At 72.8% G+C, this 19,681-nt stretch carries 17 protein-coding genes; 12 read left to right on the top strand and 5 right to left on the bottom strand.

The features are described from left to right. Nucleotides 1-112: 112 nt before the first annotated feature. Together ABEA93_RS23935 and ABEA93_RS23930 are read left to right on the top strand one after the other, a co-directional pair. Nucleotides 113-1,087: a D-alanyl-D-alanine carboxypeptidase family protein gene (locus tag ABEA93_RS23935; RefSeq protein WP_345677778.1), complete on the top strand. Its 975-nt coding sequence runs from the start codon at nucleotides 113-115 to the stop codon at nucleotides 1,085-1,087. A gap of 189 nt (nucleotides 1,088-1,276) precedes the next feature. Further along, on the top strand, nucleotides 1,277-3,139 hold the full coding sequence (locus ABEA93_RS23930) for a hypothetical protein (RefSeq protein ID WP_345677777.1): 1,863 nt from the start codon (nucleotides 1,277-1,279) through the stop codon (nucleotides 3,137-3,139). On the opposite strand, the gene ABEA93_RS23925 is transcribed toward ABEA93_RS23930, so the two are convergent. After that, the gene (locus ABEA93_RS23925; protein WP_345677776.1) at nucleotides 3,136-3,546 is read right to left on the bottom strand and encodes a hypothetical protein; all 411 of its coding nucleotides are present in this window, start codon (nucleotides 3,544-3,546) and stop codon (nucleotides 3,136-3,138) included. The two genes, ABEA93_RS23930 and ABEA93_RS23925, sit on opposite strands and share 4 nt — an antisense overlap. After that, on the bottom strand, nucleotides 3,546-5,216 hold the full coding sequence (locus ABEA93_RS23920; RefSeq protein WP_345677775.1) for a hypothetical protein: 1,671 nt from the start codon (nucleotides 5,214-5,216) through the stop codon (nucleotides 3,546-3,548). The genes ABEA93_RS23925 and ABEA93_RS23920 overlap by 1 nt, the downstream gene beginning before the upstream one ends. Nucleotides 5,217-5,451: 235 nt before the next feature. Here ABEA93_RS23920 and ABEA93_RS23915 point away from each other — a divergent pair, with 235 nt between their 5' ends. Further along, nucleotides 5,452-6,519, top strand: a complete 1,068-nt coding sequence (locus ABEA93_RS23915) for a DUF3533 domain-containing protein (protein WP_345677774.1) — start codon at nucleotides 5,452-5,454, stop codon at nucleotides 6,517-6,519. 75 nt (nucleotides 6,520-6,594) lie between these two features. Then, nucleotides 6,595-8,493, top strand: coding sequence for a hypothetical protein (locus ABEA93_RS23910; protein WP_345677773.1), 1,899 nt, complete (start codon nucleotides 6,595-6,597; stop codon nucleotides 8,491-8,493). 176 nt (nucleotides 8,494-8,669) lie between these two features. Here the strand turns inward: ABEA93_RS23910 and ABEA93_RS23905 are convergent, their stop codons facing one another. Further along, nucleotides 8,670-9,539, bottom strand: a complete 870-nt coding sequence (locus ABEA93_RS23905) for a hypothetical protein (protein ID WP_345677772.1) — start codon at nucleotides 9,537-9,539, stop codon at nucleotides 8,670-8,672. 223 nt (nucleotides 9,540-9,762) lie between these two features. On the opposite strand from ABEA93_RS23905, the gene ABEA93_RS23900 reads away from it, so the two are divergent. The 5 genes from ABEA93_RS23900 to ABEA93_RS23880 all read left to right on the top strand — a co-directional run bounded on the left by ABEA93_RS23900 (nucleotide 9,763) and on the right by ABEA93_RS23880 (nucleotide 15,049). Continuing rightward, a complete protein-coding gene (locus tag ABEA93_RS23900) occupies nucleotides 9,763-10,836 on the top strand; it encodes a sugar ABC transporter substrate-binding protein (protein ID WP_345677771.1) in 1,074 nt (357 codons plus the stop codon). Nucleotides 10,837-10,885: 49 nt separating this feature from the next. Then, nucleotides 10,886-11,704 (top strand): ATP-binding cassette domain-containing protein, encoded by an 819-nt coding sequence (locus ABEA93_RS23895; RefSeq protein ID WP_345677770.1) that lies wholly within the window; start codon nucleotides 10,886-10,888, stop codon nucleotides 11,702-11,704. Further along, nucleotides 11,701-12,969, top strand: a complete 1,269-nt coding sequence (locus tag ABEA93_RS23890) for a sugar ABC transporter permease (RefSeq protein WP_345677769.1) — start codon at nucleotides 11,701-11,703, stop codon at nucleotides 12,967-12,969. Before ABEA93_RS23895 ends, ABEA93_RS23890 begins: the two co-directional genes overlap by 4 nt. A 67-nt stretch (nucleotides 12,970-13,036) precedes the next feature. Further along, nucleotides 13,037-14,209, top strand: coding sequence for an ROK family protein (locus ABEA93_RS23885; RefSeq protein WP_345677768.1), 1,173 nt, complete (start codon nucleotides 13,037-13,039; stop codon nucleotides 14,207-14,209). 282 nt (nucleotides 14,210-14,491) lie between these two features. Next, nucleotides 14,492-15,049 (top strand): GNAT family N-acetyltransferase, encoded by a 558-nt coding sequence (locus ABEA93_RS23880; protein WP_345677767.1) that lies wholly within the window; start codon nucleotides 14,492-14,494, stop codon nucleotides 15,047-15,049. A gap of 51 nt (nucleotides 15,050-15,100) precedes the next feature. On the opposite strand, the gene ABEA93_RS23875 is transcribed toward ABEA93_RS23880, so the two are convergent. Beyond that, nucleotides 15,101-16,420 (bottom strand): flavin monoamine oxidase family protein, encoded by a 1,320-nt coding sequence (locus tag ABEA93_RS23875; RefSeq protein ID WP_345677766.1) that lies wholly within the window; start codon nucleotides 16,418-16,420, stop codon nucleotides 15,101-15,103. Between the two features lie 224 nt (nucleotides 16,421-16,644). Between ABEA93_RS23875 and ABEA93_RS23870 the strand changes: the two genes are divergently transcribed. Further along, a complete protein-coding gene (locus ABEA93_RS23870; protein ID WP_345677765.1) occupies nucleotides 16,645-17,694 on the top strand; it encodes a siderophore-interacting protein in 1,050 nt (349 codons plus the stop codon). Nucleotides 17,695-17,784: 90 nt separating this feature from the next. Then, nucleotides 17,785-18,741, top strand: a complete 957-nt coding sequence (locus tag ABEA93_RS23865) for a hypothetical protein (protein WP_345677764.1) — start codon at nucleotides 17,785-17,787, stop codon at nucleotides 18,739-18,741. Nucleotides 18,742-18,847: 106 nt separating this feature from the next. On the opposite strand, the gene ABEA93_RS23860 is transcribed toward ABEA93_RS23865, so the two are convergent. Beyond that, on the bottom strand, nucleotides 18,848-19,168 hold the full coding sequence (locus ABEA93_RS23860) for a putative quinol monooxygenase (RefSeq protein ID WP_345677763.1): 321 nt from the start codon (nucleotides 19,166-19,168) through the stop codon (nucleotides 18,848-18,850). A gap of 97 nt (nucleotides 19,169-19,265) precedes the next feature. Here ABEA93_RS23860 and ABEA93_RS23855 point away from each other — a divergent pair, with 97 nt between their 5' ends. Continuing rightward, on the top strand, nucleotides 19,266-19,586 hold the full coding sequence (locus tag ABEA93_RS23855) for an ArsR/SmtB family transcription factor (protein WP_345677762.1): 321 nt from the start codon (nucleotides 19,266-19,268) through the stop codon (nucleotides 19,584-19,586). Nucleotides 19,587-19,681: the final 95 nt, after the last annotated feature.

The raw sequence follows: 19,681 nt of genomic DNA, 5'->3' as shown, positions 1-19,681 counted from the left end.
CGGGCAGGCCGAAGGCGCAAAATCGGGCAAATTCGGTCACGGCTTCGGGTTGTGACAAGACGGTCTCGTAGCGATCCCGACGCGGTCATGCCGTTTCGCGACGGTCGAGCCCATGACCACGATCCGCCGTTTCCGGACCCGTCCCCGACGCAACAGACTTGCCGCCTTCGGTGCCGCGGCGCTGCTCACGGCGGTGGCCGCGTGCTCCTCGTCACCGTCGCAGACCGCCCCGCCGTCGTCGCCGTTCCCGGCCTCGGTCGCGGGCGCGCCGACGGCCGGCGCCGCCACGACCGCGCCGAGGGGCGCCCCGCCCGCGGCGTACGACTGGCCGGACGGCGGCCAGGCGGCGCTCCTCGTCGACGGCCAGGCCGTCCCCGTGTCGTCGGGCGAGACCAAGCCGACGCCGACGGCGAGCGTGGCGAAGGTGATGACGGCGTACGTCTTCCTCAAGACGAAGCCCCTCGCCCCCGGCGCCTCCGGCCCCACGTTCACGATCTCCGCCGAGGAGGCGAACCGCTACGGCGAACGCGCCCGCCGCTTCGAAAGCCTCACCCCGGTCACGGCCGGCGAGCGCTTCACCCAGCGCCGCGCCCTCGAAGCCCTGATGGTGGTGTCCGCGAACAACATCGCCCACGAGATAGCCCGCTGGGTCGCCGGCGGCGACGCCGCCTTCGTCGCCCGCATGAACAGCACCGCCCGCGAGCTGGGCATGACCGCCACGACCTATACCGACCCGAGCGGCTTCGACCGGACCACCGTGAGCACCGCCGTCGACCAGGTCAAACTCTTCACCGCCGCGATGCGCGACCCGGCCTTCGCGGAAATCGCCGGCGTCCGCACCTACACCGCCCCCGGCAACCGCACCCAGCCGAACGGCAACACCCTCCTCGGCAAGGACGGCGTCATCGCCGGCAAAACCGGCTTCACCACCCCGGCCGGCGCCAACCTCGTCTTCGCCGCGGAACGCGAGATCGACGGCGTGCAGCGACGCGTGGTGGGGGCGGTGATGGCCCAGCACACGGGCAATACGGCAGCGGCGGCGATCGAAGCGAGTGACGAGCTGATTCGCTCGGTGGGGGAGGAGTAAGGCCGGGCTCGCGTCGCGTGCGACCGGGTGCTCGGGAGCCGGCTCGGTCGGGCGGTGAGCGCCGGAGGGCGGGTGGCGATGAGGCGCTTTCGTTTCCGCTCGGGTCGTGCGCGGTCGGCACGACCAAACTCCGGCACGTTCGGGCGCGTGGGACGATCGTGCCCCGTCTCACTCTGGGGGTCCGGCCGGATGTTGGAGTTGGTGGCCGCGTTGCGGGTGGCGCCCGCGGAGGTGGGCAACGCGCTGGCCGGGCGGCTTCGGGGGCAGTTGGTACGGGGGTTTGCGGCGGAGTTCCGGTTGCCGGAGCCCGCCGCGGCGAAGGCGCTGGGGGATGCCGGGCCGGCCGAGTTGTTCGGTCCCGAAGGGCTGTGGTCGCTCGAACTGCTGCGGCGGACGGCCGCGGTCGGGCACCCCGAGGCGTCCGCGCGGCTGGTCCGCGGCTACCTGCCGCACTACCCCGAACTGGCCGACGCCGTCTTCGCCGCCATCACCGACCCCGAGGATCCGCGCTGGCACGTCCGGCTCGGCGTCGCCCACGAGCTGGAATTGCGGGCCGACCTCCTTCCGCTCGTCGTCGCGCGCGGTCCTTTCCGGCAACTCGCGTTCGACTTCGCGGCCCGCAATTGCATGCAACTGCCCTATGCGGCGGCCGTGGACCTCTGCACCGCCATAGCCGCCGACGGCGCGGACGCGCTCCTGCGCCTGGCCGCCGAGGACCTCGGCCACGACGGCCTCCCCGAACTGCTCCGCACCGCGGCCACCGCACCGGACCCGGCCACGCACCTCGCCGTCCACCGGACGCCCGGCGAATGGACCGACCCGCGCGCGGTGGCGCTGCTGCTGAAGCTGCGCCGCCCGACCAAGAGCCGCTACGGCGAACCCGAGCTTCCGGACAGGGAGTTGCTCGTGCGCGAACACGCCCGCCGGCCGTTCCCCGGCGACGCGCTCGCGTACCTCGCCCGATCGCCCGCGTGCCCGCCCGAACTGGTCGCCGCCGCGCTCGAGGCGGATTTCGTCAGGACCGTCGCGAGCGGCCGCAACCTGCCGCTCGAGGTGCTGTCCGGGACGACGCCGTATCAACTGCCGTCGCTGCTCCGGCGGATCATGGCGGACGAGGTGATCCCGATCGAGCGGCTGCTGACCGAGGTACGTCCCGCCCGCGCGGTCCTGGCCGCGATGCCGTACCAACACGCGGCAGTCGGCAAAGCGTTGTCCGGCGCCTGCGCGGGTCTCGGGGACGACGTAAACGCGTGGCTGACGGCCTACCGCCTGCTCGCCGCCGACTTCCCCGGATCCGTCGCCGAGCTGGTCACCGCGGCCTGCGCCGATGCCGCCCCCGCACCATGGCCCGACCCGGAACCTGCCGTCTTCCCCGTCGTCTACGCCACCGACGCCCGCATCGCCTTCGCGACGCTGCTCGCACACGCCCACACCGACATCGCGATCACCCTCGCACCGCACATCGACCAGCGCACCGCCCAGCACCTGCTCCTCAACCCCCACTGCGGAGAGCGGCTACGCGGGGCCCTGCTTGCCGTCCACGCCCACCCCGCAGATCGCGCCGACCACGTACGCGACATCTGCGGCGCGCCCGTCCCCCAAGCCGCGCTGCGGCACTTGGTCCGCCAGTGCGTGGTGTTGCCCTGGTCGGAACTCACCACGGCGGTCATGGCCGACGACCTGCCCGCCGGAGCGATCCGCCTGCTCGTCAAACACCCGGGCTGCCCTCGGGAGTTCGCCGTAGCTGCCGCCAACCGTCTCAACAACTGGCACGACTCCGAATGGCGTGGCATAGGCGCCTACGACAAGGCCGACTTCCTCCGCCACGCCCCACACCCCGGCCGCGCGATCGAGTGGCTGATCCGACCCCCGGGCGAACCCCGCAGCGCCCACCTCCCCGAACCCTGCGCCGAAGCACGCGCCTTGACGGCACGCCACCTCGGCGACGACATCGACGCCTGGACCATCGCGATCTCCCTCTTCCGCGACTTCCCCGGCACCCTGACCGAACTCCTGCAGACAGCCCGCGCGGCGGCGACCGGCGGACGCTAGACCGCGCCGTCGCGGCCCGTCACTTCGGCGCGGTCCGCCTCGTCACGGGCCCCGTCGTCGGCCTCGCTCTCCCGCAGCGCGAGATACTCGTCGATCAGCTGGAACAGCCTGGCCACCGCTCGTTCGTTCTCCTCTGCGGTGAACGAATCGATCCTCCGCCCCAGGTCCGGGCCGACGAGCATCAGCACGTGCGCAATCCAGCCGAGATTGCCGGTCTCGCCCACACGCTGATGGAGCCACTGCTGCCATCCCGGGAGCCATGAGCCGCCGCGGCGTGCGGCGCTCTGCCCATAGCCCTCCAGGAAGCAGATGGCCGCGCGGTAGCCCGTTCCGGGGAAGAACATCGAAGGGCGTTTGGCTACGTTCGCGAAGTACTCTCGTTCGCTCATCGCGACCCAGTCGATCATCATGCGATTATCGCCGAAGTGTCGGCCCATCGGCAGGAATCGCCGCCTGGCGGACCCGCGAAGCCGCACTCCGCGATGCGTCCATCCACCGTGCCGACGACCACCCGCCCCGGCCCCACCACCGCGAGCGACAGCGGGTCCGCGATCTGGCCGTCGAGGCGCAGCAGTCCCCGTGCCCGCACGGTGCCGTCGCCCGCGTCGAGCGCCACGATTTCGCCCGAGCCGAGGGCCACGTACACGGTGTCCCCGTCCGCATCGACGGCGGCCGGGGCGGCGTCCGCGCCGAATACCCACACCGGTTCGCCGGACGGGTACGCGCGCCGCACCACATAGCCGCTGCCCGACCGCGCCTTCCGGTCGCGGTAGACCCCGCCGCCGTGGATGAGCGCCCTGCCTCCCGCGTCGTCCGTGTGGAAGACGGCCGGTCCGCCCGCGACTCCGTCGCCGAGCCCGGGATCCCAGTCCAGGGGGAACAGCCGCCGCACCGTCGCCGCCCCACCCGACGTCGGCGGGTCGACCGCGACGACCCACCGGTCCACCGTCCCCTGCACCCCCTCGCCCCGCAGGAACAGCAGTTCGGGCGAACGGCGCACCGGGAAGTGGTGCGCGAACAAGCTGTACTCGCCGACCTCCGCACGCGCCGCCTCGGCGCCGTCCGGCCCCACCAGCACCGTCAGCGGATTCTCGACGTGTACGCGGCAGTCCCGCAGCGCCAGCCACCCGTCCGTGCGCATGACCGCGGCGACCGCGAAGCCCGGGTCCACCGTGCCGAGCACCGCGCCGTCCCGCACCGCGATCAGATCCACCGGGTACGGTTGCGGCTCCCACCCGCTGAACCCCCAGGTCGTCCGCGTGGTGCCGTTGACCCACACCGCCGAACCGTCCGGCGTACGCAGCAGCTCACGGCCGCCCTCCGCCTTCGCGACGGCCCACCGCAGTGTTCCGTCCGGGTCCCAGCGCTCGACCTGGGCGCCGTGGTGCGTGGCCAGCAGCCCGCCGTCGGGCAGCGACTCCACGGCCCACACCGGCCCGCGTGGGTCTCCGGCCGCCTCGATCTCGGCGTGCAGGCGCACCACTTCGCCGGCGCTCTCGGCGGGCGGCTCCAAGGGCATGAACTCCGGCGGAGCATAGGGGAGGTCGTCGACAGCGACAGACCGGCCGGCGACCCGCGACCAGTCCTCCCGCACCAGCAACTCGCGTACTTCGGAGGGGCCTTCCTCCGTCAGATCCTCGTCCTCGGAGGTGGCCATCCGGACGTCGAGCGTCCGCGCGTCGAGCCAGCGCAGTCCGGACACGTCGCGCTCGCCGTCGAACACCGAGACCACCCGGCCGGAGCCGAGGTCGACGAGGAGCAGTTCGCCCTCGTAGTACCAGCCCCCGGTGCCGATCGCGAGCAGCGGCAGCTCGGGGTGGAAGGCCAAGGCCTGCACCCGGTACCGGGTCCGCAGCAGGTGGCGGAGTCCGTCGCGCGTGTATACCCCGACCCGGTGTTCGGCACGTCCCCCCGACGCGTCCCGCCCGGGCCACTGCATGCCGCCCAGGTACCCGGCGGCTGCGAACACCCTCGTGCGGTCGTCGCGCGCGGCGAGGAACGGCCGGCCGATCTCCGCGTACGGGCGACCGCCCAGCACGCGGTGGACGACAAGCGGGTCGAGCGGTGCAGACGGCATACGAGGCGACTCCCGGGATCGATCGGTTTCCGTCCCCACCCTTTCAGACCCGAACCGCCGCGCCGCGCTCCGACCGCCACGACAACCCGCGCCCCGCCACACCCCATGCCCCGCCACACCCCACGCCCCGCGACACCCCGCCCACCGGAATACCCGCCCCCGCCCGCGGGCACAGAAGCCCCTCGACCGGACGACGGATCCGGACGAAACGGTCGGTCGGCGAGTGAGGGAGCGCATGGCGGCGGAAGAGGATCGTGTGGAAGCGGTGGGGCACGGCATCACCCGGCAGCTGCGGGACGCCATCACCCTCCGCGCCGCGCTCATCATGGCCGGCGTGCTCCTGCTCCAGCTCGGCTTCGCGCTGTCGTACATGGGCGCCTTCCACAATCCCAAGCCCCACAATGTCCCGATCACCGTGGTCGCACCGCCGGCCGTCGCGCAGCAACTCGTCGCACGGCTCAACACTCTTCCGGGTGATCCCGTCACCGCCGTGGCCGTCGCCGACGCCGCCGATGCCCGCGAACGGCTGCTGAACCGCGACACCGACGCCGCGTTCCTCCTGAATCCGACCGGCCAGGTGGACACCCTGATGATCGCCTCGGCGGGCGGGCCCGCCGCCGCGTCGGCCGCGACCCGGGTCGTGCAGGCGCTGGAGCAGGCGGAGAACCGGCAGGTCCGGATCGACGACATCCGGCCGCCCGCGCCCGGCGACAACGGCGGACTGTCGTCGTTCTACCTGGTGCTGAGCTGGACCATCGGCGGCTACCTCGCCGCGTCCGCGCTCAACATGGCGGCGGGCTCGAAGAAGCCGACGCTGCCCCGCACCGCGGTCCGGGTGACGTCGATGCTGCCGTACGCGTTCATCTCCGGCATCGGCGGCGCGATCATCGTCGGCCCCGTCCTGGACTGCCTCCCGGGCGCGTTCTGGGACCTCGTCGGGATCGGAACGCTGGTGGTCTTCGCGTCCGGCGTGACGGCCGTCGCGCTGCAGTCCGTGGCCGGGACGATCGGGCTCGGCATCACCATCCTCGTCTTCACGATCCTCGGCAATCCCAGCTCCGGCGGCGTCTATCCGGCGTCCCTCCTCCCGCCGTTCTGGCGCGCGATCGGCCAGGCGCTCCCGCCCGGAGCGGGCACGACCGTGGTCCGCAACACCGTCTACTTCGACGGCGCCGCCACGACGGGTGCGCTGTGGGTGCTCGGGGCCTGGGCGTTCGGCGGCCTGGTCGTCGCGATCGTGGCCGCGATGGTACGTGGCCGGCGGCAGCGCGCCGCGGCACCGCAGGCCCCCGTGACCGTCTGACGCCTGCCCGGGGGCGGGCCGTGCGGGTGTGGGACGGTGGGCCCGGACCGAAGCACGCGCGGGCAAGGGAGCGGCATGACCACGTCGGGTATCGAACTCCTGCTGCACAGCGCGGATCCGGAGATCGCCGCGCAGGTCCGCCGACGGGTGGCCGAAACCCGCGACGCCGCCCCACCGCCCGCCACCGAACCCCGGGTCGACTGGCCCGTCCTGGCCGCCAAGCACCTCGCCCACCCGCTCACCGCTCCCGAATGCGCCGCGCTGGTCGCGCGCCGCGACTGCCCTCGCGACGCCGCGCTCGTGCTCGTCGCCGCCCTCGCACCGGGGCGGCGCACCCACGCCACCGACGCCCTGGAAGCCGCGCTGCGCCGGGGCATCCTGACCCCGCGCGACGTGCTGTGGGAAGCGAGGCCGGGCTGGTCGGCGATGCGCACCGTCGAGCATTACGCGAGCGTGCGGGACGGCGAACTGCTCGCGCCCGTCGACCGGCTCCTCGACGAGCTGGCCGAGCTGCTGCCCGGCAACGGCGGCTCGCCGCGCGACGCCGAACTCTCCGAAGACGACGCCGTCGCCGCCTGGCTGTGGCTGATCACGCACGCCCCGACCTACTCCGGCACGTTCCCGGAGCTGTGCGCGCGGGCGGTCGAGGAGGGCCTGACCCGAGATCCCGGCAAGCCCCTGGCGCTCCAAGAACACGCACTGCCCCGAGTGCAGGGCCTGACCCAGGAGCCGTGGCGGGCCCACACCCCCGCCGGCATGCTCGGCCGCGCACAGCCGAGCATCGTCGACCGGGTCGTCGCGTTCCTGCCGGTGTACGCGATCAGCGGGATCATCGAACACCGCCGCCTGCCGCCGCACGTCGCGGTCCCGGTGATCCGGCACCGGCCCGACCTGGCCGGCCCCGTGGCCGGACGGATCCGCCGCACCCCGGAAGCCGTCGCCGAGATCCTCGCGCTGCACCTGCCGCACGTGCACGGCGGACTGCTCTACTACGCCCCGGACATCGCCGGCGCGCACCGCGTCCACCTCGCGACCCGCATCAACGCCCCGGACCGCGTCCGGCTGGCGTCCTTCGACCGGCAGCGCATGCGCCACCTGGCGGAGGCCGAGGACCCCGCGGACCCGGTAGCCCTCAGGTGCGCCTTGGCGGTGTACGGGCACCACCCCGACCTGATCCGCGAAGCCCTGCGCCTCCACCAGGAACGCCTCGGCACCGCCGGCATCCTGCGCGGCCTGCTCAGCCTGTGGCAGTGCCGCGGCCGCACCGCGCTCCTCGACCCACGCGTGTCGCGGCTGCTGACGGGGGAATGCGCGGACATCGCCCAAGCGGCCCTGCGAAGCCCGCTCGGCTACCGCCGCCTCCGCGCGGCGCTCGCCGAACACGAAGCGCCGCTCGCGCTGGCAGCCGCAATCCGCCGCACCCCGCGCCAGGCCTACCGGCCGTTCCCGGCGTCCTTCTGGCCGGTCCTGATCGACGAACACGCCCGCGACCCGCTCCCCAAAGCCGCCGCCCGCATCCTCGCCCTCAACCCCGACGCCCCGGCCGCCTTCAGCCTCGGCGTCTGCACCGCCGACCCCGACGCCGCCCCGGCCCTGGCCCGCCGCTCCGGCGCCCACGCCCAAGCGGCGCTGCGCCACCACCCGCTCCCGCCACCGGAGCCGTTCCGCCGACCCGACCGTGGCGACCCCGATGCTCCCTGGTATGTGCGGGAGTTGACGCACAAGACGATCACCCTGGGCGAGTTCGCCGATCTGGCCTTCCCCGCCCAGCGCCTCCTGCAGGCGATCGACGCGTTCGCCCCCTACTTCCCCGACGGGGCAGCAGAAGCCCGCGACCACCTCACCGCCCGGGCCGACACCACCCTGGGCACCGACCCGGAAGCGTGGGTGATCGCCGCCCGCATCCTCCCGGACTTCCCCGGCACCTTCCCGGAACTGGTCACCACGGCCGCGGCGGCGGCCTACCACGCATAACGCGTCCGGCGGCTAGGGCGCGTCTGGTGGATCTTCACACCCCTCACGCCGCCTGGCACCGCACCTCGCGGCGTTGCAGGCCCTTGCGAGTACGACCGAGTACGAGCTGCGGGCCTGCGCCTTGCGATGCACGGCACCAGACGACGTGAGGGGCGCGAATATCCACCAGACACGCCCTAGAGGCCCTTGTCCTCGGACTCGGCGAGACTGCCGGGCGGGTCCGCCGGCAGGTCCGCCGCCTCCCCGCGCGGCCCCGGCAGGGCCGCATCGCCGCTGTCGTCGCCGTCCGCAGGCTCGTCCAGGCTCCCGCGCACCGCGGCCAACTTGGCGGCCAGGGAAGCCGATCCGGCACGCAACGCCTTGCCGCGTTCGGTCTTGGCGCCGGCGCGCGGCGAGGCGGCCTGGGTGACGGGGATGCCGTGTGCCGCCGCCGTGGCGACGAGGCTTTCGCCGACCTCCGGCAGGTTCGTCATCACCGCCGCGGCGAACAAGCCGCCGGTGAGGGTTTTGGTGCGCCCGAGTGCGCCCTTGGCCACGATCTCGCAGGGGAGCAGCCGGTCCTGCCGGTCGGCCTGCTCGCTCGCCGCCAGCACCAGGGTCAGCAGGCCCTCGGCAGCCATCGCCACCAGCCGCTTGCGGCCCGGGATCGGCGGGAACAGGCCGCGGATGCGGTCGACTTCGTGGTCGATCATGGCGTCCGGCAGCAGGTCGGCGGCGCTGTGCACGCGTACCTCGACGACCTTGTCCCACGACACGTCCGCATCGTCGAAGCCGACCGTGTCCGGGCCGATCGCGATCCTGCCGAACCCGTCGAGCCCGCCGAGCAGCTTGGCGGCGGCGCCGGGCGCCCGGGGGTGGCTTGCCACGATCGTGCCGAACGACAGCTCCCACGGCTCGGCGACCGGCAGCCCCGGACGCGGCTGCGCATCCAGGGTTTTGCGCACCCACCCGTCGTCGGTTCCGCTCCCCAACGTCGCCCGCTTCGCCGCCGCCAGCCCGGAGACCGCCTGACGCCCCGCCCCGCGAGCCGCGTCCCGTATACCCATTGCCCTACCCCGAACCCCGATGCGCGCGGGCCCTGGCCGGACCCGGAACCCTGCCGATGAACCTCCGTAACCTACCGCCGGTCCGCGTCGGCCGCGCGACCGGTTGCTGCCTCCCACAACTTAATAACCCAACGCATCGCAACTCTGGTGCAGATCCCGGCGAGCTATTACGTTGTCGCCAGCAACATACTCGGACTGGCCCGCCCAGAAGGGAAGTTGCACCATGCGTACGAGAACCCTCGCCCTGGCACTGCCCCTCGGCCTCGTCGCGGCATTCGGTGTCGCCGCCTGCTCCGACGACGGCGGCGACAAGCCCAAGGTCGGCGTGATCCTCCCGGACAGCAAGTCCTCGGCGCGGTGGGAGACCGCCGACCGCAAGTACCTGAGCGAGGCCTTCAAGGCCGCCGGCGTCGACTACGACATCCAGAACGCCCAGGACGACAAGGCGCAGTTCCAGACCATCGCCGACCAGATGATCACCAACGGCGTCAACGTCCTCATCATCGTCAACCTGGACAGCGGCACCGGAAAGGCCGTGCTGGACAAGGCCAAAGCGCAGGGCGTGGCGACCATCGACTACGACCGCCTGACCCTCGGCGGCAACGCGCAGTACTACGTCAGCTTCGACAACGTGAAGGTCGGCACCCTCCTCGGCCAAGGCGTCGTCAAATGCCTCACCGACGCCAAGGCCACCAAGCCGGTGATCTCGTACCTCAACGGCTCCCCGACGGACAACAACGCGACGCTCCTCAAACAGGGCTACGACGGCGTGCTCAAGCCGAAGTTCGACGCGGGGGAGTACGTCAAGGGCCCCGACGAGGCGGTCCCCGGCTGGGACAACCCCACAGCCGGCACCATCTTCGAGCAGATGCTCGTGCAGAAGCCCGACATCGCCGGCGTGGTGGCCGCCAACGACGGCCTCGCCAATGCGGCCATCGCCGCACTGAAGAAGCAGAAGCTCAACGGCAAAGTCCCGGTCACCGGACAGGACGCCACCACCGAAGGCCTGCGCAACGTGCTGGCCGGCGACCAGTGCATGACCGTCTACAAGCCGATCAAGCAGGAGGCCGACGCCGTCTCCCGGCTCGCGATCGGACTCGCCAAGGGCGAGAAGCCCACCGCGCCCGGCACCGTGCACGACCCGGAAGGCAACCGCGACGTGCCCTCCGTCCTCCTGGAACCGCAGTCGATCTTCAAGGCGAACGTCAACGACGTCGTCAAGGACGGCTTCGCCACCAAACAGGACGTGTGCGCGGGCGATTTGGCCGCCACGTGCGCGGAAGTCGGTGTCAACTGACGCTCGCACCCGCGAAGATGCACGGACCGCGCGAGGAGGGCCGACCGTCGTGCCGACACCGCAACCGCACCGCCGTGAGGAGCCCGGACACCCCGGGAAACCCGCACCGATCCTGCAACTCCGGGGCATCAACAAGAGCTTCGGACCCGTCCACGTGCTGCGCGACGTCGACCTGACCGTCCGCGCGGGCGAAGTCACCGCGCTGGTGGGCGACAACGGCGCCGGCAAGTCCACGCTGGTCAAGTGCATCGCGGGCATCTACCCGACGGATTCCGGCGCTTACCTCTTCGAGGGGCAGCCGGTGAAGGTGGACAGCCCGCGCGCCGCCGGAGCGCTCGGCGTCGAGATCGTCTACCAGGACCTCGCGCTGTGCGACAACCTCGACATCGTCCAGAACATGTTCCTCGGGCGCGAACGCACCCGCGGGCTCGTCCTCGACGAACCCACGATGGAGGAGATGGCGGCCCGGACCCTGGAGAGCCTGTCGGTGCGCACCGTCGCGTCCGTCCGGCAGCGGGTGTCCGGGCTGTCCGGCGGCCAGCGGCAGACCGTCGCCATCGCCAAAGCCGTGCTGTGGAACAGCAAAGTGGTGGTGCTGGACGAGCCCACCGCCGCGCTCGGCGTCGCCCAGACCGCCCAAGTCCTGGACCTGGTGCGGCGCTTGGCCGACAACGGGCTCGCCGTCCTGCTGATCTCGCACAACATGAACGACGTGTTCGCGGTCGCCGATCGCATCGCCGTGCTGTACCTCGGCCGCATGACGGCCGAGGTCAGCACGTCCGACGTGACGCACTCCCAAGTCGTGCAACTCATCACCACCGGGCGCGGCGGGACCCTGACCCGCGACGAGAACGGAGACCCGGCATGACCACCGGAGCGCTGCCCCGCGACGCCGCGGACCCGCCGGCCGCGTCGCCGCCCCCGTCACCGACCGCCGACTACCTCCGCGGCTACCTCGCCAAGCTTCGGGGCGGCGACATGGGCGTCCTGCCCGCCCTGCTCGGCCTGGTCATCCTGGTCACCGTCTTCTCGGTGATGCGCCCCCGGTTCCTCTCCGCGGGCAACTTCGCCAACCTGTTCACCCAGGGCGCCGCCGTCACGGTCATCGCCATGGGCCTGACCTTCGTCCTCGTCCTCGGCGAGATCGACCTGTCCGCCGGCTTCGCCAGCGGCGTGTGCGCCGCCGTCGCCGCGGTGCTCATGGACAGCCACGGCGCGCCCTGGTACCTGGCCACCGCGGCGGCGCTCCTCACCGGAGCGGTCATCGGCATGGCCATCGGCGTGCTGGTGGCCAAACTCGGCATCCCGTCGTTCGTCGTCACGCTCGGCGGGTTCCTCGCCTTCCAAGGCGTCCTGCTGATGATCGTCGAGAACGGCAAGAACGTCCCGGTCCGCGACAAGACGATCCTCGCCGTCGCCAACAACAGCATGCCGCCGTGGCTCGGCATCGTCCTCGCCGCCCTCGCCGTCGGCGCCTGGGGTGCCGCCCAGTTCGCCCGCGACCTCGGCCGCACCCGACGCGGCCTCGCCGCGCCGCCGCGCACCGTCACCGCCATGCGGGTGGGCGCTCTGGCGGTCGCCGCGGGCGTCGGCGTCTACGCGCTCAACCTGGAACGCAGCCACAACGCCGCCCAAGTCTCCCTGCGCGGCGTCCCCATCGTCGTACCCGTCATCGTCGTGCTGCTGGCCGCCGGCACGTTCCTGCTGCGGCGCACCGCCTTCGGCCTCAGCCTCTACGCGGTCGGCGGCAACCGCGAAGCCGCCCGGCGCGCGGGCATCGACGTCGACCGCGTCCGGATATCCGCCTTCGTCATCTGCTCGACCCTCGCCGCCATCGGCGGGATCATCGCCGCCTCCCGCGCCAACTCCGTCGACCCGAACACCGGCGGCAGCAACGTCCTGCTGTACGCGGTGGGCGCCGCGGTCATCGGCGGCACCAGCCTCTTCGGCGGCAAAGGCCGGGTCCTCGACGCGGTCGTCGGCGGCGCCGTCGTCGCCGTCATCGACAACGGGATGGGACTCATGGGGTACAGCGCGGGCGTCAAGTATGTTGTCACCGGCTCGGTGCTGCTGCTCGCGGCCGGGGTGGACGCGCTGTCCCGGAAGCGGGCCGAAGCCGTGGGCCTGCGGTAGCCGGCGCCGGGCAGCGGCGACGGCCGACGGCGGGGGATCACGGCAGGAAGGACAGGACCGCAACCGCATGCGCGCAGCACCGACGCAAGAGGACATCCGCCGCCAGAACCTCGGCGCGCTGCTGCGCCGCGTCCACCTCCTCGGCCCGGTCTCCCGGGCCCAGCTCACCGCCGGCATGGGCCTCAACCGCAGCACCATCGGCGCGCTCACCGCGGACCTCACCGAAGCCGGCCTCGTCCTGGAGGAACTCCCGCGCGACACCGCCGGACGCGGCCGCCCCTCGCTCGTCGTCCGGGCCCGCTCGCAAAGCGTCTACGCGCTGGCGTTCGCGGTCGGCGCGGACCGCCTCGTCGCCGCCCGCGTCGGCCTCGGCGGCGTCGTCCTCGACCGCCGCGAAGTGGAACGCCCCGGCGGCACCTTCGGCCTCGACGAAGGCGTCGAACGGCTGGCCGACTTCGCCGCCCACCTCACCGCCTCCGCGGAACCGCAGGCGCTCTGCGTCGGCGCCGCCGCCGCGGTCCCCGCCGCGATCGCCCGCGACGACGGCCCGGCACACGCCCGGTCCGGCACCGAACGCTACGGCGCGCTGCTCGCCGACGCCGCCGGCCGCACCGTCCGGGTCGGCACCACCGGCAACCTCGGCGCCCTTGGCGAACACACCCGCGGCGCCGCCGCCGGCCACGACGACGCGGTCTACCTGCACGGCGACGGCGGCATCAGCGGCGGCATCATCGCCCGCGGCCGCCCGCTGACCGGCGCCGACGGCTTCGCCGCGGAACTCGGCCACATGGTCGTCAACCCGCACGGCCGCCGCTGCTGGTGCGGCTCCACCGGCTGCTGGGAAACCGAGATCGGCGAACCGACGCTCCTCACCCGCGCCGGACACCCCGGCACCCGCGGCCGCGACGCCGTCCACCGCGCCGTCGACGCCGCCGCCCGCGGCGACAAGGACGCCGAGGAAGGCCTCCGCAGCGTCGGCGACTGGCTCGGCATCGGCGTCGCCAACCTGGTGAACATCCTCAACCCCAGAATCGTGGTCTTCGGCGGCACCCTCCGCCTGGTGTACCCCGCAGCCGCCGCCCAGGTCCGCAGCCGCATCAACCGCACGACCCTCCCCACACACCGCGAACACCTCCGCCTGCGCACCGCCCTCCTCGCCGACGACGCCCCCCTCCACGGCGCCGCCGAACTGGCCTTCACGGAACTGTTCGAGAACCCTTTGGAGTTCACGTCGGCGTGAGAGGCAGCGGGCCGGACTCGTCGACCGGCTGACCCGTGGACCACTTCCGGCCCACCGAACCTAAGAACGATCGTCTCGCGGCCTCGCGGCCTCGCGGCCTCGCGGCCTCGCGGCCTCGCGGCCTCGCGGCCTCGCGGCCTCGCGGCCTCGCGGCCCCGCCGGAGGGCTTCGGACCGGGCCAGGCCGTCACCCTCCGGCCGCCGCCCCCTTCTCGGCCGCCGCCCGCCTGCCGCCTGACTATCCTTGCCCGGTCACCCGTCGCACCCCGCCGAGGAGGACCGCATGCCCGGTGACCAGCCCAGAAGCCTCTCCACCGACCGCCTCCTCCTCCGCCAGTGGCAGCCCTCCGACGCCGAGCCGTTCGCGCGCCTGAACGCCGACCCCGCGGTGATGGAGCACTTCGTCGCCCCACTGGACCGGGCAGCCAGTGACGCCATGGCCGGGCGCTGCCGTGCGGCGATCGAACGCGACGGCTGGGGGTTGTGGGCGGTGGAGGTGCGCGCCACGGGGGAGTTCATCGGGTTCACCGGGCTCGCGCGGCCCGTAGTCGACGCGCCGTTCATGCCCGCGGTCGAGATCGGCTGGCGCCTCGCCCGGTCCGCGTGGGGCCACGGCTACGCGACCGAGGCGGCCACCGCGGCGGCCGCCTTCGGCTTCGACGACGTCGGCCTGTCCGAGATCGTCTCGTTCACCGCCGTGCGGAACCTGCGCTCCCGCGCGGTCATGGAGCGCCTCGGCATGACCCACGACCCGCACGACGACTTCGACCACCCCCGCATCCCCGAAGGCCACCCGCTGCGCCGCCACGTCCTCTACCGGCTGCGCCGCCAAGTCGGCTAGCGGGAACCCCCCGTCAGGCGCCGCGACGCCGGCTAGCGGCCAAGCCTCCGGTCAGGCGCCGAGCACCTCGCGGATCCGCTCCGCCGCCGCACGCCCCGACACTACCGCGCCGTCCATGTAGCCCAGCGACGTCGGACTGATGTCGCTGCCGGCGAAGACCACCCGCCCGTGGGGCTGCAGGAACGCCGCGAGCAGCGCCCACTGGCCGGGCTTCGGCGCGAACCACGCGCCGCGGGCATACGGGTCGGCGTTCCAGTCGTGGCAGGCCACCTCGACGACCCGGGCCTCCGGGAAAACCCGGCGCAACTGCGCGGTGAGAGCGTCCGGGTCCGTCGGGTCGAGGGTTTCCGGCAGGCCGAAGCAGATGACCAGGGCGTCGTCCCAGCCCGCCACCGCGGTGCCGATGCCGATCGCGCCGGTCAGCGCGGGCGGCCACATGCTCAGCGCCGCGTCCCCAGGCATCCCGGCGACCCGCGCGATGGCCTTCACCGCCTGCCCGGAGTGCTTCTCCGCAGCCAGCAGCGCGATGTCCGCGGGGAGTTCCGGGCGGAAGGCGATGTCCGCGAGCGTGTTGACCGGGACCGCGGACACCAGTCCGCGCGCCCGGTGCGCCGTCCCCTCGGCCAGCGTCACCTCGACGCCGTCGGCGTCCTGAGCGACCGCGGCGATCGGCGCCCCCAGGAACAGCCGGGCTTCGAACGTCGCGGCGATGCGGTCCGCAAGCTGCCCGACCCCGCCCTCGACCCGCCGCTGCGACGATCTCGCGAAGCCGTTCTCGCCGTCCTCGCCTGGTTCCGGCTTCGCGCCGATCTCGGCCATGTCGTCGAGCATCCCGACCACGGAGACGTCCGACGGCAGCGCACCCATCACCGACGTGGCGAGCGACGACAGCACCGCGGCGACCCGCGGCGGCAGCTCCGCGAGCCGGTCCGCGAACGGGACCTCGATCCCGGGCGACGACGTGAAGGCGGGTTGGCCGGTGAGGACTTCCGCCTCCGCCACCAGGTCGCCGATGAACGCCTCGAAGGCGGCGCGTTCGGCGTCGTCGAGCGGCAGGTCCCCGGACAGCGTCTCGCCGTCCAGCAGCCACGTCCGGGGGAGTCCCGCTTCGCCGTCCGGCAGCAGCTCGATCCCGTACCGCTCGTACTCGGCCACGAGCGCGGCGTGGTGCCCGGGCGCGACCCACTCGGCGCCCAGGTCGACGGTCGTCTCCGTCCCCGGGAAGGCGCACGACCACGTACGGCCGCCGACCCGCTCACGCGCCTCGAACACCGCGACGGACAGCCCCTGCGCGGCCAGTTCGCGCGCGGCGACGAGCCCGGCCAGTCCGGCGCCCGCCACGATCACGTCCCAGGGCTCGGCCGTGCTCATCAGTCCTGCTCCTCGCGCTGTGCGGTTGCGGTCCCGGTCCGGCCGCGGACCGGCCGCCCGGTAGGGGCGAGTATCGGCGCGGGATCGTTCCCGCGCAAGGATGCGGGCTCCGTCTCGTGTCCGGGCCGGCTCCTGGTGGCCTGGTTTCGGCCGGCCACGGAGGGGCGGCCTCGCGCCACCTCGTGTTACGTTAGGCCAGCCTAACCTGAATTGATCATGAGGTCGTGGAGGCTTTCATCGCCGCCGAACGCGTTCAACGGGCCCAGGCGTACCGCCCGTTCCACGTCACCGTCGCCGCAAACCGACCGCTCTCCCCGAACGCCACCCGGATCACGTTCGCATCCGCCGACCTGGCCCACTTCGTCGTCGGCGGGCCGGACCAGCGCGTCAAGCTGTTCGTGCCACGCGGTCCCGGGCCGGCACCTCGCATCGCCCCTGGCGCGGCCACCTGGCGCGAGGCGCTGGAGGCGATCCCCGAGGAACTACGCCCGTACCAGCGGACCTACACCGTCCGGGCCCACCGTCCGGATCCGCCGACGATCGACATCGACTTCGCGCTGCACGACCCCGGCGGCCCGGCCTCACGATGGGCACGCAACGCAGGCCCCGGCGATGAACTGGACCTCCTGGGGCCGACCATCGCCCGCAACGGCGGCTACGGCTTCGCCCCCTCCCTCGGCAGCCACCTTCTGCTCGTGGGCGACCAGGCGGCGCTCCCCGCCGTCGGCGCCGTCATCGAGTCGCTGCCGGCCGACGCGCGCGGCCACGCCTTCGTGTCCGTCCCCACGGCCGCCGATATCCAGCACCTGGCGGCACCGCGCGGCGTGAACCTGACCTGGCTGCCCGGTGCCGACAGCCACCGGATCCTCGAAGCCGTCCAGGGCGCGGATCTGCCTTCGCCTACCTACGCGTGGCTCGCCGGAGAAGCCTCCGGCGTGCGCGCGCTACGCCGGCACCTCGTCGGCGAACGCGGCGTGGACCGGCGTTCCGTGGCCTTCCAGGGCTACTGGCGTATCGGCCACACCGAGGAGACCGCACACGACACCCCAGGCCGCGCCCGAGAAGCCCAGGCCACGAGGCCGACCACCACCGCCGGCCTGCGCCCCGTCTCGCGGATGCCGCAAGACCTCGGCCCCTCCCCGGGCCGCTCCACCCCGCGCCGGACCGACAGCCGCCCGGACCCCGAACTGCGCTACCACAAGGGATTCCGCGGCGGCAGGGCCGCCGCGACCCGAGCAGGCGACGGCGGCCTCGACCTCGCCCTCAGCCCATGACCGAGACTGCCGACACACGGCATGTCCGGCGAGAACAGGGGTTCCGGCCGACGACGCCCGAAATTCCCGTCGGTCACAGCTGGACCTTCCGTGTATGAAAAGAGGCCCGACGCCGCCAAACAGCCGCCGAAGACCGCCACGCCGTCGTGGGCCGGCGGGGCCGCTGCCAGCCGCCAAGAGATCCGGGACAAGGGGGACTGGCTGGCGGTGGGTGCCCTGATCCTCCGGGTCGCCGACCCGGGTGCCGCCGCTCTGCGGCCGGAGGCGCCGCGGATGGAAACCCGAACCGGCCCCGCCGCGCTCCGGGAAGGCTTCGCGCTCGGAGTGCGGGAGGGAAGGCTCCGCGGCGGCCGCGACGCGCGGCACCTCAACCCGACATGGCTGAGCCACCGCTTGATGGAGAAGAAGACGATGGTCTATCTGGCCGACGACCATCATCGACTCGGCCGCAGACACAACCCGTGGCACCGCAACTCAGACATGTCGATGAACCGTCACGCCAGTGACGAACTAGCAGAACTCGTATCCGTGCGCGACCCGGCCGTGGGGGCGGCGATCAGCCGGCTGCGCGCCCACGCCCAGGGGTCGTCGTCCGCCCGCGCCGTGTACGAGGAGGCCTACCGGCTCGGCATTCGCACTGGCCACCGGGCCGCCTGGCTCGAAGCAACCGCACGCGCGGTGCTGGACGCCGCCATCGCCCAAAAGGCACTCGTCGACGAGCGGGTCACCCCCGCGAGCCTGAACGCTGCACGTGCCACGAGCCTTGCCGCCGCGGTGGCACACGCCCTTCCCCCGGCCCGCGCCCTCCCGCACCGCGCCGTCCCCTGGCACAGGACGAACAGCGACGCCGCGCACACCGGATCCGACCCCACACCCGCGATCGACACGCAGCCGCGATCTCAACCTGCCCCAAGACCCAGGCAGGTGAGACAGCCTCCCCGACCCCGAACGCACCGGGTCCGCAGCGTTCCGGCGCTGCGATTGCCGGCTGTATGCGGGCGCCGACGCTTCGACGCGTACTTGTTCGGCCGCCTGCATCCCGTCTGACTCCGAACGGCCTTGAACCTGTCCCTCTGGCCCGGGAGGCCCTCGGGGCGGGAGCGCGAAGGGGTCCGTGCCTGCCGTGGCCGCGTCCCCTTTTCGCGCCACCCGCTCACGCCTCGATCGTCCGTGGGTATGGGCTGTGCATCTCCAGGAAGCGGATCTCCAGGTCCGACGCGAGGTACTCCATGCGCCGTTCCCAGAACGCCCGCATGTGCGGCAGTGCCAAGTGGGCGTCGAGGTCGGCTTGGGAGCGCCAGGCTTCGTAGAACACGAAGACGCCCGGCTCGGCGCGGTCTTCGTGGAAGTGGTACTCCAGGCAGCCCTCCTCGGCGCGGGTCGGGGCGACGAACGACAGCAGTAGTTCCTTGAGTTCGGCGGCGCGCTCGGGCTTGGGGCGGGCGAGACCGACGAGCGTGAGTGGATGGGGCATGCACCCTCCTCGTTTAGGTACGACCAAATTCGTACCTGTGCGACGCTAGACGCACCTAGAGGTACGATGCAACTCGTACCTACATGGAGGTGTACGCATGCCGGACAGCGAAGGCCACCCGTCCGCAGGCGAAATGACGCTGAGTGCGGTTCTCGCGGCCTTGGCCGACCCTTTGCGCCGCAGGGTCGTACGTGAGCTGGCCTCCGCACCCGACGGCACAGCTCGGACCTGCGCTTCCTTCGCACTCCCCGTCTCCAAGGCCACCGTCACGCATCACTTCCGCACGCTGCGCGAGGCAGGACTCATCCGACAGGTCGACCGCGGCAACAGCCGGATGGCCGCCCTCCGCCGCACCGATATCGAGACGTGCTTCCCGGGCCTGCTGGCCCTCGTCACCGCCGAGACGCCGGCCCCCTGAGGCCTTTACCCCACCCAACGCCCCCCTGCGGGCAGTACGTCTTGGATGTCTTCGGCGGGGTCGTGGGGGAGGGGCAGCCGTCCGCCGGCCCGGGC

The sequence above is a fragment of the Yinghuangia aomiensis genome (genome assembly GCF_039542225.1).
Taxonomy (GTDB): domain Bacteria; phylum Actinomycetota; class Actinomycetes; order Streptomycetales; family Streptomycetaceae; genus Yinghuangia; species Yinghuangia aomiensis.
The sequence above is the reverse complement of the archived record's forward strand: the minus strand, read 5'-3'. Positions and strand labels throughout refer to the sequence as shown.

Coding starts and splice junctions, on each gene's coding strand:
- ABEA93_RS23905 (WP_345677772.1), bottom strand. CDS start 9,539: ATGGGTATACGGGACGCGGCTCGCGGGGCGGGGCGTCAGGCGGTCTCC.
- ABEA93_RS23885 (WP_345677768.1), top strand. CDS start 13,037: ATGCGCGCAGCACCGACGCAAGAGGACATCCGCCGCCAGAACCTCGGC.
- ABEA93_RS23935 (WP_345677778.1), top strand. CDS start 113: ATGACCACGATCCGCCGTTTCCGGACCCGTCCCCGACGCAACAGACTT.
- ABEA93_RS23920 (WP_345677775.1), bottom strand. CDS start 5,216: ATGCCGTCTGCACCGCTCGACCCGCTTGTCGTCCACCGCGTGCTGGGC.
- ABEA93_RS23900 (WP_345677771.1), top strand. CDS start 9,763: ATGCGTACGAGAACCCTCGCCCTGGCACTGCCCCTCGGCCTCGTCGCG.
- ABEA93_RS23925 (WP_345677776.1), bottom strand. CDS start 3,546: ATGATCGACTGGGTCGCGATGAGCGAACGAGAGTACTTCGCGAACGTA.
- ABEA93_RS23855 (WP_345677762.1), top strand. CDS start 19,266: ATGCCGGACAGCGAAGGCCACCCGTCCGCAGGCGAAATGACGCTGAGT.
- ABEA93_RS23890 (WP_345677769.1), top strand. CDS start 11,701: ATGACCACCGGAGCGCTGCCCCGCGACGCCGCGGACCCGCCGGCCGCG.
- ABEA93_RS23860 (WP_345677763.1), bottom strand. CDS start 19,168: ATGCCCCATCCACTCACGCTCGTCGGTCTCGCCCGCCCCAAGCCCGAG.
- ABEA93_RS23875 (WP_345677766.1), bottom strand. CDS start 16,420: ATGAGCACGGCCGAGCCCTGGGACGTGATCGTGGCGGGCGCCGGACTG.
- ABEA93_RS23915 (WP_345677774.1), top strand. CDS start 5,452: ATGGCGGCGGAAGAGGATCGTGTGGAAGCGGTGGGGCACGGCATCACC.
- ABEA93_RS23910 (WP_345677773.1), top strand. CDS start 6,595: ATGACCACGTCGGGTATCGAACTCCTGCTGCACAGCGCGGATCCGGAG.
- ABEA93_RS23880 (WP_345677767.1), top strand. CDS start 14,492: ATGCCCGGTGACCAGCCCAGAAGCCTCTCCACCGACCGCCTCCTCCTC.
- ABEA93_RS23930 (WP_345677777.1), top strand. CDS start 1,277: ATGTTGGAGTTGGTGGCCGCGTTGCGGGTGGCGCCCGCGGAGGTGGGC.